The organism is Staphylococcus sp. CoH_129_LAB_1 (assembly GCF_058191515.1).
Genome location: NZ_JBXWKZ010000018.1, coordinates 24,214 through 44,258 on the forward strand (window position 1 = coordinate 24,214; position 20,045 = coordinate 44,258).

Annotated in this window: 9 protein-coding genes and 2 pseudogenes; 8 read left to right on the top strand and 3 right to left on the bottom strand. The window is 31.2% G+C overall.

The features are described 5' to 3' along the window. Window positions 1-48: 48 nt before the first annotated feature. Window positions 49-2,154: an AraC family transcriptional regulator Rsp gene (gene rsp / locus AC2FB1_RS06860; RefSeq protein WP_490674529.1), complete on the bottom strand. Its 2,106-nt coding sequence runs from the start codon at window positions 2,152-2,154 to the stop codon at window positions 49-51. Window positions 2,155-3,186: 1,032 nt separating this feature from the next. On the opposite strand from rsp, the gene AC2FB1_RS06865 reads away from it, so the two are divergent. After that, window positions 3,187-4,629, top strand: a complete 1,443-nt coding sequence (locus tag AC2FB1_RS06865) for a sucrose-specific PTS transporter subunit IIBC (protein ID WP_490674530.1) — start codon at window positions 3,187-3,189, stop codon at window positions 4,627-4,629. A gap of 109 nt (window positions 4,630-4,738) precedes the next feature. After that, window positions 4,739-4,958: pseudogene (locus AC2FB1_RS06870) on the top strand (hypothetical protein); the annotation flags it as partial. On the opposite strand, the gene AC2FB1_RS06875 reads toward AC2FB1_RS06870, so the two are convergent. Together AC2FB1_RS06875 and AC2FB1_RS06880 are read right to left on the bottom strand one after the other, a co-directional pair. Further along, the gene (locus AC2FB1_RS06875) at window positions 4,888-5,829 is read right to left on the bottom strand and encodes a magnesium transporter CorA family protein (RefSeq protein WP_490674531.1); all 942 of its coding nucleotides are present in this window, start codon (window positions 5,827-5,829) and stop codon (window positions 4,888-4,890) included. The pseudogene AC2FB1_RS06870 and the gene AC2FB1_RS06875 sit on opposite strands and share 71 nt — an antisense overlap. A 24-nt stretch (window positions 5,830-5,853) precedes the next feature. Next, window positions 5,854-6,487, bottom strand: a pseudogene (locus AC2FB1_RS06880) (TetR/AcrR family transcriptional regulator). 70 nt (window positions 6,488-6,557) lie between these two features. Between AC2FB1_RS06880 and AC2FB1_RS06885 the strand changes: the two are divergent. The 6 genes from AC2FB1_RS06885 to ebh all read left to right on the top strand — a co-directional run. Next, window positions 6,558-7,835, top strand: a complete 1,278-nt coding sequence (locus AC2FB1_RS06885; protein ID WP_490674532.1) for a YhgE/Pip domain-containing protein — start codon at window positions 6,558-6,560, stop codon at window positions 7,833-7,835. 493 nt (window positions 7,836-8,328) lie between these two features. Continuing rightward, on the top strand, window positions 8,329-9,576 hold the full coding sequence (locus AC2FB1_RS06890; RefSeq protein ID WP_490674533.1) for a copper resistance CopC/CopD family protein: 1,248 nt from the start codon (window positions 8,329-8,331) through the stop codon (window positions 9,574-9,576). Between the two features lie 16 nt (window positions 9,577-9,592). Beyond that, a complete protein-coding gene (locus AC2FB1_RS06895) occupies window positions 9,593-10,204 on the top strand; it encodes a YcnI family protein (protein WP_490674534.1) in 612 nt (203 codons plus the stop codon). A 128-nt stretch (window positions 10,205-10,332) separates the two neighbouring features. Then, window positions 10,333-10,749: a DUF2871 domain-containing protein gene (locus AC2FB1_RS06900; protein WP_070716873.1), complete on the top strand. Its 417-nt coding sequence runs from the start codon at window positions 10,333-10,335 to the stop codon at window positions 10,747-10,749. Between the two features lie 88 nt (window positions 10,750-10,837). Beyond that, a complete protein-coding gene (locus AC2FB1_RS06905; RefSeq protein WP_490674535.1) occupies window positions 10,838-11,239 on the top strand; it encodes a GNAT family N-acetyltransferase in 402 nt (133 codons plus the stop codon). Between the two features lie 401 nt (window positions 11,240-11,640). After that, window positions 11,641-20,045 (top strand): hyperosmolarity resistance protein Ebh (gene ebh / locus AC2FB1_RS06910; RefSeq protein ID WP_490674536.1); only part of this gene is annotated, 8,405 nt, incomplete at its 3' end.

Here is a 20,045-nt window from a genome sequence, read left to right on the forward strand (position 1 = left end):
ACCATGTCTATATCCAGTAATCAATAGAGTTAAACTTCAATACTTTAATTAAACAGATTTAATGTAAATATACTTAACTTCATCATGATGCAATGTCATGCTAAATGGAGAATTCTTTTTTTTCTGTATAAATAACTCTGCTTTAGGTTGATTGCATCTATCTAATTTATGTATAATACTTTTTTCAATGTATACAGGCAAATTATCTTGAGACATTAATTGATGAATCGTACCATGTTCTTTATTTAATGTATTTACGATGATTAAACTATTTTCATTTAATTCATTTAGTATTTGATAATATTGTTTACTGTCAGACAAGTAGCGATCGTTAATTTTATTAAATAAGATAAAATGGTAATCTCCATCTTTTTGACTTATTAAATAATTATTTGAAATATAGATAGGAACATCGATAAATGCCGAAATGAATTGGTAAAGATGCATAATTGGTAGTAAACTCCCGTGTCGATTAAATAAGGCAATAAACATCGGATTTTCCTCAAAAAGGTGATAACAAATACCGCCTCCATATTTTAATAGCGCCGTTAAATGGCAAACTAAATCTGCGAGTTGAAGTGGATGTCTACCATCATTTGTATACTTAAAGCAACGTAATGATAAACTACTATAGACAAATTGAGTAGAAGGTATATTAGAATTCTCTACAAAATGAACATAGTTTTCGAAGTGGGTATTTGCATGAGTAAATCCGCGTTGGTATTCAATTAATATACTTTGCGTATCAATATTTTCAATGTCAATGAAATAGTAATCGAAATTAAGACGCTTCATCGTATCATAAACATCTTGTAATTTCTCGTATTGATGTAATAATCCTTCTACTAAAATTCCATATTTAATCGAACGATTCTTGTTTCTAAGTTTTAAATAGGATAGATGAATATCTTGAATAGTCATTGACTTGGTATCAAATACTAGCATAAATCGTGCACTTTTTTTATTCCACTTATAATCTTGATTATTTTGTAGAAAAGTCATGATTAAATTATAAAAAGTAGCGAACTCAGATTTATTTTTGATAACGATGGCTAAACTGATATGTTTCTCAAATAATTTTTCGAAGCAGCGATTGAGTAAATTTCCGTTAATTGAATGTTGATTCATGTCACTCATATCATTAATTAAAATAGCTGGTTTAGGTAAATAAGATAAATTGATATCATAATGATCATTAAAAACAAACTGGAATAATTCATTAATATTTTTAAAATGAATAAATGCCTTTGAAGATTGTGAATGTTGATGTGTTTCTAATTGTTTAAGATCAATGATAGTGGTTTCGGTAGAAAATTGTTCAGTTGTTTCAAACTGAGAGATTAATTCAAAATGTTTATACTCAATATCACTCTTCAATCGTATCACAGATATAGGATCAGAATGATTTAGTTGAGAACGAAATTGTTTAGGACTTAAATTAAGATAATTTTTAAATTGATTAGTAAAATTGGTATGGCTACTAAAACCAGCTTGTTCAGAAATCCTTGTAATAGAGTCATTCGTGCAAACGAGTAATTTAATAGCATGATTAATTTTTAAGCTCGTATAATAATCTTTAAAATTAATATTCAATATACGTACAAATAAATTTGAACAATAAGACTCAGAAATAAGTGCATGTGCTGCAATATCTTGTAGAGAAATATTAGAAGTAATGTGATTATGGATGAATGTAAGTACATTAGTTAAGATTTGTTGTTCAACAGGAATCTCTGGAATATACAAATGAGGATGTCTAATAACAGCTTCTTTATAAAATGTTTGTATAATTTTAGGAATGACTTTGTCATTGTAATGAGATGTGTTGTACATATGTTCTATATTATTTAAAATGATTGATTTAATAAAATGACTTGATTGCAAGAGATGTGCATCAAAGTGGCAATTAAAAAAAGAAGTGTCTTCAAGATAAAAGTAAGCCATTGGTATTTTTAGCTCAATCAGATTTCTACCCTTATCAATTTGATATAAATCACCTTGATTAATGATTGCAATGTGGTTTGATAATTGATATTGCTTTCCATTGATTGTCATTTCTAACTCATTAGTTAAAGAAAATAATATAAGAACATGATTAATGTTTCTCGTTGGCATAGAAGTAATATTTTCATGTATAAAAAGAGTGCTACTCATAAATAAATTTCCTCATCTTGTATAGTATTTGCGTGTGGGGGGATTTGGTTCAGTTTGAATAATAAAAGTTATTATATATGAAAATGAAAGAGAAATTAACATTTAAAAATAAAAAAATTTTACTTATTTTTAAAGGAAAACGTTTACAATTTTGTATGTGCACAATATTATTGTTTTTTTAAGAATGTCGCATGATACTATTGAAAATTTTTAATAGGTCAATGGAAGGAAAAGAATTGCATAATAAATATAGATTTCAAGGAATGAAATAAGTTATAGCAAAATTTCACTTGAAATGAAAGCATGACTAATTCTGTGCATACATCACGACACAACATCATTTGAATATATAGCATCATAAAAAATACACATATATTTTATGCAAGCAACATATGTTTTTAAATCACTTTTTATATGTATAACAAGAAACAACACCTTAGAGTATTAGCAACAGAGATAGCAATAGTTTATTATGAAACTAACGATTACAGTGATTTAAATAGAAGAAATGAACACCACTCCGTAGAATAAACAACTTAGAATAGAAGATGCATACAAATATAAAAGGTATTAACAGTAGCTAACTATTATATTTAGAATCATTATAACTCCCAAAATTTCTATTAATGTGTAACAGTTTTACATCATAACCTCTAAATATATTTTTACTTAATCAAAAATCACGAAAATATTCATAAATAAGAATGTCAGAATTAGTATGACTATAGAGCCTAGGACACAATAAGTTGTCTTAGGCATTTTTAATATGTTGAGAGTTGAACCATACTATTTCAATATTAGTGGAGCCAAGCAAAGAGATTTTCGTTGAGAAAGTCTATATCTAATATGTATTCGAGGGAGAAAGATAATTTTAACATGAGTAATATTCTAGTCTCTTTTTATGAATGTTATATATGAATTAGAATCAATGTATAGTATAAAACTTTAAAAAGAGATTGCTTTCCTTGTTGAAACCGGTTACAATGATAATATGAATATTAGAACCGGTTCCACATATAGGAGGTTAGTAGAATGAATAATAAGCAATCGGCTGAAAATATATTAGAAGCAATAGGTGGCGAAGAAAATCTAGATGCTATGGCGCATTGTGCTACGAGATTAAGATTAGTATTAAAGGATGAAAGTATTGTAGATGAAAAAAAGTTGGCTGAAATGGATGTTGTTAAAGGAACATTTTCTACAGGGGGTCAATATCAAATTATTATTGGTTCAGGAACAGTTAACAAGGTGTTTGCGGAACTTGAAAAAATTACAGGAAAAGAACCATCAACAACTGCTGATGTGAAAGATAAATCATCAAAGCATATGAATCCTTTACAACGTTTTGTTAAAATGTTGTCTGATATATTTGTTCCTATTATACCCGCTATTGTTGCTGGTGGATTGTTAATGGGAATTAATAACTTACTTACAGCACCAGATTTATTTTACACTCATAAATCATTTATCGATGTACATAGTCAATTTGCTGGATTAGCAGACATGATTAATATTTTTGCTAATGCGCCATTTACATTGTTGCCTATCTTAATTGGATTTAGTGCCGCAAAACGGTTTGGTGGTAATCCATTCTTAGGCGCAGCATTAGGTATGATTTTAGTACATCCTTCATTAATGAATGCTTATGATTTCCCTAAGGCAGTAGAAGCGGGTAAAGCTATACCACATTGGGATTTATTTGGATTACATATTAATCAAGTTGGATATCAGGGGCAAGTCTTACCCATGCTTGTAGCAACATATATCTTAGCATCGATTGAAAAAGGATTACGTAAAATCATTCCAACAGTTTTAGATAATTTGTTAACACCCTTACTTGCCATACTCAGTACTGCATTTTTAACTTTCTTATTTGTAGGGCCCATTACTAGACAACTAGGTTACTGGTTATCAGATGGTTTAACATGGTTATATGAATTCGGAGGGGCAATAGGTGGATTTATTTTTGGATTATTCTATGCTCCAATTGTCATTACAGGTATGCATCACAGCTTTATTGCAGTGGAAACCACTTTAATTGCTGATCAAGTAAAGACAGGTGGATCATTTATTTTCCCAATTGCTACTATGTCAAATGTCGCTCAAGGTGGGGCTGCACTTGCTGCTTTCTTAATTATAAAAAATAATAAGAAACTTAAAGGGGTAGCTTCAGCGGCAGGCATTTCTGCTCTACTAGGTATTACAGAACCAGCTCTATTTGGTGTAAACTTAAAGTTAAGATATCCATTTATTGGTGCAATTACAGGATCGGCGATAGGTTCTGCTTATATTGCATTCTTTAAAGTAAAGGCTATTGCTCTAGGAACGGCGGGTTTACCAGGATTTATTTCAATTAACCCTGCTCATGCGGGTTGGATACATTATTTTATCGGTATGTTTATTTCATTTATCATTGCAGTGATAGTTACTGTAGTATTATCACGAAGAAAAGCTTATAAAGCTACAGCCGAATAATCAATAAGGCTGGGACATAATTCCTAGCAAAATAGCCAGTAAATGAGTGTATTATAAATTCATTTACTGGTTCCTTATATATCAAGAATATAACATGACTCAACTTACTCTACTAATGGCACTCGATATAAGAAAACGAGCAACCCAACGAGTTGAAAATAATCAAAAATTTATAAAAAAGACAAGTTCTATATTATTTCAATAGAACTTGTCTTTTTTCACTTATCTAGCAACTTTATGTACCAGACTCATTGATTATTATAATTTTTGTTTGCGCCATAAGAAAATACTTACAATTGTTACTAATATTAAAGAAATTCCTACGATAATAAGCCAAGAAATATAACTCTTATCATCAATAGGTAATGGGACGTTCATTCCAAAGAAACTAAAAACAAGAGTTGGTAGTGTAAGTAATACCGTAAATAGCGTTAACGTCTTCATAATATTGTTCATTTCATTTGAAAGTAATGAAGAATACGATGTTGTGATACTTTCTAAGATACCTGTGTATAATTCAGTTGTTTCAATCGCTTGATTATTTTCAATGATTAAATCCTCTAATAAATCCTCATCTTCTTCAAAACGTTTGATGGCAGGTAACCGGAATAATTTTTTAATAATCGTATCATTCCCTTTTAATGCAGCTAAAAAGTAAACCAAACTTTTTTCTACTTCCATTAAACGATAGAGTTGTTTGTTTGTAATACTATTTTTTAAATCTCTTTCTATACGTATTCTTGATTTATTTAAAAGACGTAAATTTCTATTATAGTGATTTGAAATCGTAAGTAAAATATCTAGGGCAAAGCGACTATGGAATTTTAAATTGATGTCGTCTTGTCTAGAATAGTTTTCAAGAAATTCATTTTCAGTATCACAAATTGTGAAAATGACACCATTACCAATGACAATACCTAAAGGCATAGTTACAAACGATAAGACATGTCGATTTGTAGAACTTACGATTGGCAAGTCAACGATAATTAGAGAATAACCTGTATCTTCATCATACTCAATACGAGCGCTTTCATCAGCATCAAGAGGGTCACGAATAAAATCTTCAGGAAGATTAAATTGCTCAATTAATTGTTCTACTTCTTCTCTATCGGGTTCAACAACATTAATCCAGGATGCAGAATGATCTATATTTGTTTCGATTATTTCATTAGTAGTTGAATGTTTATATGCAGTCAACATAATTGATAGTTCCTTTCTAAATCATTATTTCACGTTATTAGTTTTTAAAGATTTATATTGATGTTCAACCATTATTCTAAGAGGACCATTATATATAATTTTAAAAATGTGATGTGTTAAATCTTCAACAGAAAGTCGATGGTCATCATTCACCCAAAATTTTATAATCGATATTGTAGCGCCAGCTACATAACTATGAAAGTATTTTTCTGGGATTCCCTCGATTTCATGATTAGTACTTATATATTTTTGCATATTTTTACCTATTAAGGAATAAATTTTTTCTTCTAGTTTCGATTTTTGATTTAATTGCAAGATTGTTTGATAAAATTTAATATTATCAGAAATGTGTTGTAACATATTCTTTAAAATAATATTGATAAAATTTTTATCAGTATCTTCAGGGTCTTTTCCCACAATATTATTTAAATGAGTTAAAAATGTCATTTGTGAAATAAATTCATCTTCCATATCCGATAATAATAAATATTTATCTTCATAATGTAAATAAATTGTACCTCTATTTATGTCTGCTTATGTCTGCACGATCCGCAATATCTTGAATTGTAATTTTTTCTAATTCTTTTTCGTTTAATAATTCTACAAAAGATGATTTAATCGAGGATTTAGTTTTGCGAATTCTTCTATCTTCTTTCATCATACATCTATCCTTTTTAATTAATTAACACTTTTTAAAGAAATGTTCAATAAAAAGGATGTATTTAATTATGAACATTTTTAAAAGTAAACTATTATGGTTAGCACCAGTTGTTGCTATGTTATTATTAGTTATATTTTCACTAGCTTTTTATCCTGCATTTAATCCAAAACCTAAAGTATTACCTATTGCAATTGTAAATAATGATAAAGGTGTAGATATACAAGGGAAAGACGTAAATATAGGACAAAAAATTGAAGATAAATTAAAAGATAGCAATTCGAATAAAGTTAAATGGATTAAAGTAGATAAAGAATCAGATATTAAAAAAGGGCTCAATGATAATAAATATTACGGAGCAGCTATTTTTAATAAAGATTTTTCAAAAAATGCAATGAGTAAAACTCAAAAAGTTGTTATGGATAGTAAAAAAGCAGAAATGAAAGAAAAAGTAGAATCTGGAGAAATACCTCCAGCTGCAATTGAAAAAATGCAAAAGAAAACCGAACCACAAGATGTAAAAGTTAAACAAGCCACATTTAAGACAATTATAAATAAAGGCGCAAGTATGCAAGCAGCTACTATCACAAGTAACATTCTAGATGGAATGGGTGATAATTTAAATAAACAAATTACATCTCAAAGTCTTAATACATTAGAAAAACAAGATGTTAAAGTATCTCCATCAGATATTAAAGATCTCACAAAGCCAGTTAAAATAACGCACGAGGATATTAATAAAGTAAAAGATCATCAAGGCGGAGGAAATGCTCCATTCCTAATGTTTATGCCAGTTTGGATGAGTTCGCTTGTAACATCAGTATTATTATTCTTTGCTTTCAGAACAAGTAATAATTCCAAAATTCAACATAGAATGATTGCTTCATTTGGACAAATGGTTTTAGCTATGATTACAGCATTTGTTGCAAGTTTTGCGTACGTGTACTTCATGCAAAGTATGTTAGGATTTGATTTTAATCATACAAATCGTGTCGCACTATTCTTAACCATTTCAATTTTAGGATTTATTGGTTTAATTTTAGGTATTATGGTTTGGTTAGGCATGAAAGCTATTCCAATCTTTGTTATTTTAATGTTCTTTAGTATGCAACTTGTTACTTTACCAAAAGAAATGCTTCCTAAAGGATATCAAGGATGGATTTATAACATTGACCCATTTACACATTATACAAATACTTTACGTGAAATTATCTATATGAATCACAGTATCGAGATGAATTCAACAATCTGGATGATGATAGGATTTATTTTATTTGGGGCCATTTCAAGTTTAGTTTCAGCAATCGTTAGAAAACATAGTACAAAACGTACTGAAGTACCTTCATAATAGCCAACCTCAACATAGATTAATTAACTATGTTGAGATTGTTTTATTTAAAAAAGAAATATGAGTAAAAAGCAGTTGTTTATTTGAAAAAAGGTGTATTATATTATTTAGATATCTAACTAAATGAGATATGCAAAAATGGAATATAATTATTAATATTGGATTAGTGTGTTAGCAAATAAAATGAAACACTATTCTGATACTATTTATATTAAATGCGTTGTTTGGTTTAATAAGGGCTGTATGGTCATTATTAATCGCTAAAACAATTTGTTCACTATTAGTAATGTTTATTGCATGTGTTTTAAGGAATGAGTTAACCTTGGACACACAAGCGTTAGTAGAAGAATAAAATAATTTGATATTAGGGATGAGATCTCTTATTTAGATCGCTTTAAATTTATATAAACGATGACATATGATAATAATTATTGTTAAATAAGTTATATTACTTTATTATTGTTAAATGAGCATTTTTTATAGGAGGACGTCAATGGTCATTTTAAAGCGAAGTTCTAAAGTAGCTATAGCGTTATTGATGATGTTCCTATTTTTATTCGTGCCGAGTATGACAAAAATAGCATCTGCGCACGCTACTTTAGAGAAAACAACCCCAGTACAAAATGGTATCGTATCAAAACAACCAGATACAATCAAATTAACATTTAACGAACCCGTAAACGCCGAATATTCAGGGATAACGATATATGATGATAAAGGAAAGAAAATTGCTGATATTAAACCAAGTACATCAAGACATTCAGATACTTTATCTTTCTCAGGCGATCAATTAAAAGAAGGTACACAACAAATTAAATGGCACACTGTATCTGCTGATGGTCATGAAATTAGTGATCAATTTGAATTTTCAGTTGGTAAAAAAACAGCAAATGGTGTAGATACTACTCCTGCTACATATGAAACACCTGCATTTTGGTTTGGTGTGTTTAGATATATCGCTGAAGGCGCAACAATTATTTTAGTTGGTTTATATTGGTTAAACGGTATAGCACGTCGAAATAATTTATCTACGTTTGATATTTTCCCTAGACATGTCGCTGTATCATTAATTATGATGATGGCTTATATTATGTCACTTGTACTCTATCTGATGACTCTATCATCTGATGTTTTAGATTCAGTTTTAACATTTAATCCTAGTGTCTTAATTCAATTCCCGTATATACTAAGCGCTATTGCTTTGATTATTTTAAGTGGATTGTTTGTATTAAGAAATATGGAACGAACATGGTATTGGGCTATTTCAATTATTATGATTTTAGCTTTAAGTATGTCAGGACATGCTTGGTCTCAAAGTGTTCCTGTTTGGTCAATAATACTTAGAACATTACACTTAGCTGGTATCAGTTTATGGTTAGGCGCATTAATTTATTTGTTTTCTTCAGTATTTACTAAAAAACGAGATGCAGTTGATTTATTACGCGAAATCTTATTTAAAGTGAATGGAGCTGCTGTTGCAGTTATCATAATTACTGGTATATTAATGTCAATTGATGAAACTAAAATTTTATCTATATGGTCTAATATGCAAACATGGACAATATTATTAATAATTAAAATCGTAGGAACATTAATTATGATGGCTTTAGGCTTTATGCAAACAACGCGCGCCTTAAACAAACGTTATAGAATTAATAAAGTCTCTTTAATTATCGAAGTATCTATTGGTATTATTTTAATACTTGTTGGTGTTATTATGAGTCAAATTAATATTCCATAAAAGGAGATTGTAAAATATGTTTAAAAAAATATTTGCTTCAGGTTTAGTGTTCTTCTTTTCATTAGGCTTATTTAAATATGCTGATGCACATGTGACGATAAATCCAAAAGTAGTTGAACCTGGATCTTATGAAAAAGTGGATGTTCGAGTGCCTGTTGAACAAAAAGATCATACTGAAAAAGTCGAATTAGATATTCCAAAAGAAGTACAAGTGTCAAATATTCAACCCGTTGAAGGATATAAATATAGTTTAGATAAAGACAAAAAAGGTAATATTACAAAAATCACATGGAAAGCGAAAGATAAAGGCATTGGTCCTAATGAATTTATCGAATTTCCACTTCTTGTAGCAAGTCCTAAAGAAGAAGGTACATATTCATTTAAAGCTGTGCAGACATACGATAATAAAGATAAAGTAAAATGGTCAGGCAAAGCGAATAGTGAACATCCTGCTCCAACATTGGAAGTGGAAAAAAATGCAAATGCTGTAACTGTTAAAGGAGACAACACTAGAAAAGATGAAAAAAGTCAATCATCTTCAGGTGGTTCTATCGCATTATGGATTATTTCACTTATTGCCATTATTTTATCTTTAGTTGCATTATTTAAACATGCAAGAAATAAATAAGACATATAATAAAGTGACTTCTAGTGCTTGCTAGAGGTCATTTTTTATAACCTGATTTGATTACAAAATTTTGTCACTTTAAAGATGGAGATAATCGATTATAATAATTGAAGTAAGGGAGGATTTTTATGCGCAGATTATTATACGCTTTTTTATTCTATATGATTATTGGACTTGTAAGTGGATTTTACTACAGAGAGTTAACGAAAGCACATGATTTTACGGGCGATACGCAACTAGCGCTTGTTCACACACATACATTAATATTAGGTATGTTTATGTTTTTAATTTTACTTCCGCTTGAAAAAGTATTTAAGTTAAGTAGTTATTATTTATTTAATTGGTTCTTCATTGTATACAATATTGGTGTCATTATTACTGTAGGAATGATGCTAACAAAAGGCACTTACCAAGTCACTGGAAAAAGTTTTTCACCAGAAGCATTTGCTGGATTTGCAGGTATCGGTCATACAGGAATGCTTGCGGGATTATTATTACTTTTCTTTTTACTAAGACAAGCAATTTTAAAAGAATCGAGAGATTAAAATAATAATTTGAGACACAATAGATTCAAACCTATTGTGTCTTTTTTTATAATTAAGAATAAAGAGACTAAAAGAGGAGGACGTCTTAATGATTCATTATTCAAATTATCCACCAAATGTTAAAGATTATTGTGAATTAAGAGCAAAAGCAGGTATGAGTCCTAAATCAGAAGCAGCAGCAAAAAAAGGATTACCTCATGCATGCTTTAATATTACTATTTATGAAGAATCAACATTGATTGGGATGGGTAGAGTGATTGGAGATGGGGGAACTGCATTTCAGATTATAGATATTGCTGTCCATCCCTATTATCAAGGACAAGGTTTTGGGAAAGAAATCCTAAAACAAGTGATGGCATTCATTGAAAATCATGCAGAAAAAGGGACATATGTCAGTCTGATTGCAGATTATCCAGCTGATCAATTATATAAGAAGTTTGGATTTCAATCTACTGAACCAAAATCTGGTGGAATGTTTAAAAAATATTAAAGAAAAGAGATGAGATTAAATTAAATTTCTTTTAAGTTCGTTATTTTATGTCTAGATTACACTTTACGTAGATATTCTAAATAAAAAACTCTAGGTGATGGCTTCAAGATTAAAAAAGATAAGTAAATTTTTAATAAGCTAAATAAATTCTGAAACAATTATTTGAAGTGCGTCTAGTATATAAATTAAATAAATTATTTAATAAAATATTCATAAAATAATATACACATATAAAATGAATGATGATAATATATAAATGAACAAATACACCTATTGTTCAGTACAATATAGTAAATGATTGTGAAACATTGAGTCGTAATATAGTTTTTAAATAAAAATGTTTCATCATTTGCACCTATACAGCTAAGAATAAACATCAAGAATAGGAGTGAATAATCACTGTGAATTATCGAGAAAAATTACAGAAGTTTAGTATCCGCAAATATACAGTCGGTGCTTTTTCAACTGTTATTGCGACATTAATTTTCTTAGGTTCACCTCAAGCACACGCCAGTGAACAATTACAAAAAGATGGGCAAGTGATTCAAGCAAAAGCTAGAGGCCAAGAACAAACTTCAAATGAGACAAGTAATAAGCAAGTTCAATCTAACACAGAACCTAAAGCTTCACCTGCATCTGAGAGTCAAAAAGCAAACAAGGAAACTTTAAATAAAGTTCAGACGGCAGATACATTAACAAATGGTTTAACATCATTTTCATCTCAAAACGAAAACAAAGATACATCTCACACAACAACAGATTTAAAAGAAAACAATGAAGTTCAACCTCAAAAAAATAAATTAGATGATAATAGTCTAGCCGAGGTGAATGAAGGGCATAGTCCTCGTGACAACCGTACTCGTTACGAAGATAGAGAAGCATCAGATGATACCCTAGTATCTTCGACTTCAACAACAATTGATGGTGATAAACTTCAAGCAGCGTATGACCATTCTTACGAGGAATATCGAAAAATTGATAGAGAACAAGCTGACACTACAAAAGTGGCTCAAATTAAAGCGACGTTCAATAAAGTGAATCATTTCTTTAGTGAAAATAATAATTCAAATCAAACATTAATTAATGAATTGTATAAAGAACTAGAGCAAGCTAATGCATTAATTGAATCACTGCCAGAACGACAAGTAAGAACTATTAGTACAAGAGCAAATAGAGAAGCACGTTCCGTAAGATCAAGTAGACGTCCTGTACGTGGACAAGGTGGGACGAGACCCCCTAGCAATACTGCTAATACTTATACACCGCCAGTAGTTCATAACTCTAGACCAAAACCTGGCTCAAAAGTAAAAAAGAATTCAGATTTGTATAATAATGCTAAAAAAGAATGGTATGTAGAAAATGAAAATGATGGTTCCGGTTATTGGTCAGGAACGTTTTTACATGCAACGAATAAAAGTGCACCATATTACGCTACACGTTCTCATTATCGAAATATGAGTCCATCTAGTGTTAGAGGTATTGCAGAAATTTCATCAATTAGACAAAATGATGGATATTTATGGACGATTAATTTTAATAAGTATCATATTAAACGTAATGGCATGGTATTTTGGTTTGGTTTACCTAAAGGTCAAACGCCAACGGGACCAGTACGTTTTACTGCCACAGATGTAAATGGTCATGAAACATCATCATCTGGTACTGGAGACGGTAGAGATCAAGCCTTATCAAGAATGTGGGATTCTGCTGGTGGTATTACTTCTAGTGCATATAATTTCAGACAAGGAAATCCTTTGAATAGAAGTGAGTTCTATAACGATTCAGTAAATCATATTTATAATTTAGGGGATTTTGCACGTGGTAATGAAAATCAACCACTTACATTCTTTGAAAGAGAAGGTGTTCCAAATAAAATTAAAGTAGCTGGAGACGATATTTATCGTTATTTAACTGGACAAGTAGATCATAATCAAGGTATTGATCATATCTATGCATTTCAAGCTAGAGGAACAGATAGTTATACAATTCAATTTAAAACGTCTGGTAGCTCACAAGATAGATTATATTATGCAGCAGGTGGTAGAGGGATTGAATTTAATGAAATCAACAACTATAACCAATTATATTTAGAGCCACTAGAACAGTATAATGATCGTAAAACTAAAATTGTAGATGTTATCGATCGCGTACTGCATATTGATCATGTTGAATCAGCTTATGATGTGCCAGAGCGTAGAATAATGAAAAAACATTACTTAGATGGCGATTTCGCTACACACGAATATGCTGAAGATGTTTCAAGTTATCTAAGTAACCCTAGTGATCATGTAATGGGTTTATTTCCTAGAGTGCCTACTGATCGTTATAGAGGTAATTTTGGTGTAAATCCGCTTAACTCTTATGAAATTCATGAAATGTTTTCTGAAGAAAAATTAGTAGAGGCTGCGAGAACAGGAAGACCAATTGAAATTTTTGTTGGGTTTAATGTAAGTGATGCATATCATAATGGTGAAACAATTAAAAAAGTAAATTTATTTGTTAAACCAAAGTTAGAACAATCCATTGGATTCTATTCAGATAATGCACCCGATAATAAAGAGAATTCACCTGAATCACAAGCTGCACATCATGCTGTCTTTTTACAACAAGAAGGTCAAATGCTTAATACAGTGACTAATGGTAATAATAAGGATTATCATCAAAATATTCGAATTCAATTTAAAAGTAACGAGTCTGCAAACGTGTGGGAAATCTCAGGATATCCACCATCTCTACAAATTGAAGATGCAGTAGATAGACCTAATACAGAACTTGAAAAAAATAAAGTATTAGTTGGTCAATTGCCGCCAGGACGCCATGTGATGACAGCGAGAATCGGTAATGAAACTAAAATCTTTGAAGTCATTGCCAAACCAAATCCACCAGTTATTTCAACACTTGCTGCGCAATTAGGACAAAAAGGAGGTAAGAAACCAACTATTACAGTAACACATGTACCACAGGATGAGAGAGCAAAAGTACGTTTAGTTTCAGGTGGTACAGACGGGGCAGGTCCTGGCACGTCACCTTTAGGCTATACTGTACTCGCGGAAAAGATGGCAAACTTAGATGGCACGGTGACATTTGAAGAAAGTGATTATACTAATCCTTTACCTAATAATGGGGTTATTAGAGCAATTACATATTATGAAGATTCAGTGCAATCCAACTTTAGTAATTCGATTAATGTAGGATTAGATACTACACCGCCAACATTTAGTAACGTAAGAGGTCTTCAAGATAAATACTATCGTGGAGATAACGTTAATATTTCAATTCCTGTTTCTGATAATGCATATGGTTCAGGTGTGGAAGATGCATCTATCACTGGAAATAGTGGTTTACAAGCAGTATTCAATAGAGACGCTTCTGGAGACGCAGGTACTTTAGTGATTACAGGAACAATTTCGAACGATGTGACGTGGAATAGAGATGTACTTGTTCAACCCGTTGCTCATGATAGAGCAGGCAATACTACCAATGTAAGCCCATATCATCTTCATATTGGAAAGTTATCAGATGATAAACCAGTTCAGTTATTTAGCCAGCAAGAATTGAAAACAGTGGTTAATCCTAATAGTATTTCCCAAAGCGAAAGAAATGATATCATTAACTCGCTTAAAGCTAAAAATAGTAGTTTGACATCATTTTTAAGTAAATTAAATCCGTACATGGTTGGTAATGATGGTAGAGTAGTCTTGACATTTAAAGATGGTTCGACTCGTATAATTGATCCGGCTCAAGTAATTACATATAGACCTCAACGTAAATCAATATATACTGAACCAGGTAGTTCAAATACAAAAGAAGCATTTATCACAATTGCTAAAGGTCAAGAGTATACAATTGGACCTGATTTAAGGAAATATTTCTCATTAAGTAATGGACAAGATATTCCTAATAATGCGTTTACAACTATTAATGGTAGTTCAATACCATCAGCTCAAGCAATGAGTCGTCTAAATGCTGGTGTCTATACTTATAACGTCGATGCATTAAATGCATACAACCATAGTTCAGAACGTTTGACAATTAAAGTTAAGGTAGTTGATGTCAATACATTAGCAGAAAATCAACGTGTTTATCGTTCAACAACTAAAAATTTAAGTAATGATGAAATTACACAAGTTAGAAATGCCTTTAAAGCTGCTAATCCGCAATTAAATCTAAATGATAGTGATATCAGAATTGAAAACGATGAACCTTTAAGTAATAATCCAAGTCGTGTAAGAGTAACGATTACTAAAGGTGAATTAACAAAACAATTCATTTCAACATTTGATCATATGGATTTCTTAAAATGGATAAATTTACGTAATGATTATACTGTGACTTGGACAAGTCAAAAAATTAATGGAAGAGACACAGATGGTGGATTTGAGTGGTCTCCAGATGGTAAAACAATAATTTATCGATATGATGCAACGACTGGAAGAAGAATAACAGGCAATGACGTATTATCACTTTTAAGAGCAACACCTAAACATGCAGGATTGAGAAACCATATAGAAGGTCAAGAGAAAATGTTAGCAGAATCAGGCTCAGATCGTGGATTTAAACCTGTAGGATATTCTAAAGGTAATAGTATATATTCGGATGGAGAACATCCATTTACATATGATGGCCAACCTATTCAAGTATTAGACATCGTTGACAGCAATACTGGATATAGCAATTCTGCCGTTGCACGCAGTGACTACAGACATACAAGTAGCAATTCGACAGTGATAAGTGGTGATATTCCAGCCATGAATGGCGCTGCTGGTTTCCATTTAGATAAAATACTTAAACAAAATGGTACTGATAATGGAATTATGGGTGCGATAGATAAACAACAATTGTATTTAACGCCTTATGGTGCAAAAAGCTATATTGAGCGCCTTGGACAATCAATGTCATCAACAGACAATGTGATTAATATCGTATTTGTACCAAGTGATAAAGTAACGCCAAATATTGTATTAGATAATTATAATGATCATGTTGTATTTTCAGGAGAAACTTTCAGAAATACACTTACATTAACTGATAACTTTGGTATTAAAAATGTTACTGTACCTAATGACAGTCAAATACCTATGAATGTATTAAACCATTCAACATTAAGTGGTGTTGCCCCTAATGTATCTACCCCAACGTCTAAACAAGTAAAAGTTAAAGTAACAGATGGTAGTGATAACGAAACAACGGCAGTATTTAATGTATTATTCAAACCATTAAAAGATAAATATAGTGTCATGACAACCGCTGATGAGTCACATCCAATACGTATAGCAAATATTAGTAACAATGCAAGTTTATCTGAAACAGATAGACAAGCTATTTTTAACAGTTTAGATATTTCGAAATCAATTACAAATAGAAATTACGTTACAGATGGCAGTAATGAAATAAGCAGTAGAGAGATTAGTAATGTTCATCGTTCAGGTAATAATGCAAATGTTGAAGTGACTATCACTTATGCAGATAATTCAAGAACATCCATTACTGTACCAGTAAAACATGTCATTCCTAATGTCAGAGGAATAGAATTATTTACAGTACAAGGTCAACCATTCCCAAGTGGTAAAGGAACAAATAATAATGATTTCTTCGTTATAAATAATAATCAACCTTTGACGGATGCTACTGTGACTTGGATTGGTAATGGACCAGATATTAACTCTACAACAGTAGGAGTCCCACAAACTTTAAGAGCGAACATCTTATTTGATGGTGAAACAACACCTATTGAAAAAGAAGCAAGCTATAGAGTGGTTAAAGCGAAGCCAAAAAGAGTATATCAAACAACAATAAATGGTAATTTCTTATCTTCAAATGAAGGCTCGTCATCTAATGTAGGAGCATTTGTAGAAGGTATTGCAAATTATTTACCCTCGGGTACGAACTTCGATTGGGCACCTGGTTCTGGACGACCTTTATCAAATAATCCAGGTATTTTCACAGAAACAATTAATGTGATATATCCTAACGGTCAAGTAGACCCAGTTAATGTATTGTTTAAAGTGAAACCAACTACGCCTTCAATTGATGCTTTAAGTACAAAATATAAAGCTGATTTATCTGGACAATCTATTAAAGTAAATAATGTTCCAAATAATGCACAGGTTAAACTATATACTGAAGATGGTAGAGAAATTAGTAATACAACTATGACTAGAAATCGTGATGGTTCAGTATCTATTACAATTCCAGGAGTATTACCGCTTGGTAATATTAAAGCTAAATCAATTATCACGGTTGATCATTTAACAATTACTGAACAAAATAATAGTGGTTCTGTTGTGAATTTAACACGTTCAGAATCAATAGAATCAGATTTAAGTGCTTCTTCACCTGTAACAAAACAACTTGAAGCGATAGACGGCGGATTAAAATTTGTTAAAGGCGACAATATTAATTTAAGTAATGCTAGAAACTATATTAAATCTAACTCTGATGTTAAACGAGTAGAGTGGGAACAAGATGTAAATCAATGGAAAAATACAATTGGTACAACTACTAAGAATGTTATAGCAACATTAAGTAATGGTGAAACAAGAACAATTTCTATTCCAATTACTATTTATGCACCAGCTACTCCTAAAGCAACGCAACGTGATGTTGTAGGACATCCATTAACATATGGTAATGATGCAGCAAATTATGTAACATTTGAAAATAATTATATGAATGGTGCTACAGTGACTTGGAAAACTAATAATGCACCAAATAATAGTACGGCTGGAGTTCAAAACTTAATTGCTGAAGTGAGATATAATGGTATAAATACCGTGTATAATGTGCCTGTAAAAGTGTATGAATATAAATATAAATTTAAAAAGTCAGAATATAGTGCTGTTGTAGGAACAAGTTTTGAAGGAAATGGTAATGTAAATAACTACGTTACTTTAGAAAATGCGAATGGTTTACCTACAGATGGACTACATATTGTATGGAATCAAAATTCAACAGGTTCTCATGATGAACAATGGTCAAATTTAGCACATCCAAATCAAGCCTTCAAAAAAGAAGCTAAATTTGAAGTGTTAGATAGTCAAAATCATGTGTTCTTTACTTCTGATACAGCAGTGTTTAAAGCAACAAATGCAGTTCCAAATCCAGCAACTGTTACACAAAGTGATGTTGGTGATGTAGTTATTTTACCAGGTACGGGTAAAGACTTAGGAGCTAATGCCGGAAATGTAATTGTAAATCCAGATAGAATTACAGTTAAAAAAGGAAATCAAGTTATTGGTATATTTATCAAAAATAATGTAGGAAAATGGGCAAAAGCAAGTGATTCAGTAAACACACCTGGTTTATCAGTTTCTCCAGATGGTAGTAAAATTATTTATGACAAATTGTCAGTTCCAAATGATACGTTGATTAATACCGAATCAACGACTGGTAACGGAGAATTGATGAGTGAAGCGGCTACAAGTGCAACTTATAAAGTTAAGCCAGCAACACCATCTAACACAACATTTGAATTTAAACAAAATGGTGAGTTCGAAGTTATTCCAAACAATGCTAATACATCAACAACAAAAAATCCTACAGATAAAGTTAAAATTAGCTACGTCGAAAAAATTGATAATAGTGCAGAACAATCTAGAGAATTAATTGTAACTAAAAATAATCAAAATAGATGGTCGATTAATAATCAGCCAGATTATGTGACATTTGATTCTAGAACAGGTAAAGTGACGTTTAAAGCTAATTCTTTAAAACCACATGTACTGATTAATACAGAATCTATTGCAGGAAATGATGATAATTTTAGTCATAATACTGTTGGAGTTGTGGGACCTGAACATCATGATGTTATAATTCATGAAATAGTCAAAGAACCTGGTGAAAGAGTTAGTAATGAGGAACTTAATAATGCAATTAGTGTAGATAATAAAGATCATGCTAATGTAAACGAAGGAGTAAGTTTACCTACAAATTTACAGAGTGATACAACGCAAACAGTACCAACACGTATTACTTATAGAGATGGAAGTATAGAGATTGTAAATGTACCAATTAGAACCCATGCAGATAAATCAAGTATTAGAAATGCTTTACCTAAACTTGACGCACAAGGAGACATTAATGGTAAAACACCATTAAGTGTGACTGCATATAATAATGAAATGCAGCATTTGCATGATGAAATTGAAGCAGTTCGAAGAAAAGGTAATGAAGTTTTATTAAATGATAGAGCAACAAATACGGATGTTGCAAATGCGACAAATAGTATTAATGATGTCTCAGTGAAAATTCAACATGCAATTTCATTACTACAAAATAAAGCAGATAATAGTGAATTAGTTGAAGCAAAACGAAGATTAGATACAGCAATAGCAGAACAAGATCCAACACCAGGAATGACGCCAGTAACAGCTGATAACTATAGAGCGAAGAAAGCAGAAGCAGAACGAATTAGTTCAGAAGCCCAAAGAGTGATTGACAACGGTGATGCGACAGCTGAAGAAATTAGAGATGAGAAAGCGAAAGTAGAAGAAGCATTAACTCATTTAACTGAAGCAAAAAATGCATTAAAAGCAGATAAGTCAGTGCTAGAACAAAAACGTCCAGGATTAAATCATGTAGGAGTTACCGAAGGTAAGACACCAGCGAGCGTGACTGCATACAATAATGAAATGGCTAAACTTCATGATGAACTTGAAGGCGCAAAAACAGAAGCAGATAGAGTGATTCATGATGACAATGCGACACCAGCCCAAGTGACAGAGGCTATCGCAAAAATAGATGCAGTACAACCAAAGTTAGACAATGCCATTAGTTTACTTCACGACAAAGAAAATAATAGTGAATT

Bases quoted from the DNA above. Each gene is read 5' to 3' on its own strand.
- rsp (WP_490674529.1), bottom strand. From the start codon at position 2,154: ATGAGTAGCACTCTTTTTATACATGAAAATATTACTTCTATGCCAACG.
- AC2FB1_RS06875 (WP_490674531.1), bottom strand. From the start codon at position 5,829: ATGTTGACTGCATATAAACATTCAACTACTAATGAAATAATCGAAACA.
- AC2FB1_RS06865 (WP_490674530.1), top strand. From the start codon at position 3,187: ATGAATAATAAGCAATCGGCTGAAAATATATTAGAAGCAATAGGTGGC.
- AC2FB1_RS06885 (WP_490674532.1), top strand. From the start codon at position 6,558: ATGAACATTTTTAAAAGTAAACTATTATGGTTAGCACCAGTTGTTGCT.
- AC2FB1_RS06890 (WP_490674533.1), top strand. From the start codon at position 8,329: ATGGTCATTTTAAAGCGAAGTTCTAAAGTAGCTATAGCGTTATTGATG.
- AC2FB1_RS06900 (WP_070716873.1), top strand. From the start codon at position 10,333: ATGCGCAGATTATTATACGCTTTTTTATTCTATATGATTATTGGACTT.
- AC2FB1_RS06905 (WP_490674535.1), top strand. From the start codon at position 10,838: ATGATTCATTATTCAAATTATCCACCAAATGTTAAAGATTATTGTGAA.
- AC2FB1_RS06895 (WP_490674534.1), top strand. From the start codon at position 9,593: ATGTTTAAAAAAATATTTGCTTCAGGTTTAGTGTTCTTCTTTTCATTA.